Origin of the sequence: Pseudomonas frederiksbergensis, from assembly GCF_003732665.1 — a bacterium.
GTDB lineage: Bacteria > Pseudomonadota > Gammaproteobacteria > Pseudomonadales > Pseudomonadaceae > Aquipseudomonas > Aquipseudomonas frederiksbergensis_G.
Window position 1 is genome coordinate 1 of record NZ_MOBP01000129.1, and the last position, 463, is coordinate 463.

Genomic DNA, 463 nt, shown 5'->3' on the forward strand with positions numbered 1-463 from the left:
TGGAAACAATCAGGCCTTGGCCGCGAGGGCTCGCGTCATGGCCTCATGGAATATCTCGAACCCAAATATGTCTGCTTCGGCAATCTGGCTGCCTGAAAGGATCTCACCTATGACCATCGACATCAAAAATATCGCGGAAATGGATCGAAACGCCGTTCTGCATCCCTTCACGCAGCTCAAGGATTTTGCCAGCGGTAAACTCGGCGAACCCACCATCGTTGAAACCGGCAAGGGCATCCGCATTCAGGACGCGCACGGCAAGCAATTGATCGATGGATTTGCCGGTCTTTATTGCGTCAATGTCGGTTATGGCCGCACCGAGGTAGCTGAGGCGATTTCGCGACAGGCCTACCGCCTCGCCTATTATCATTCCTACGCCGCTCACACGACGGATGAACTGGCCATCCTTTCCGACCGCCTCGTCAGGATGGCACCGGGCAAAATGAGCAAGGTGTTCTACGGC

1 protein-coding gene is annotated in these 463 nt (G+C 55.1%); it reads left to right on the top strand.

Going from position 1 to position 463, the window contains the following annotated elements; genetic code table 11:
• Positions 1–109 precede the first annotated feature (109 nt).
• A partial coding sequence (locus tag BK665_RS33465; RefSeq protein ID WP_123410653.1) for an aminotransferase class III-fold pyridoxal phosphate-dependent enzyme occupies positions 110–463 on the top strand: 354 nt, incomplete at its 3' end.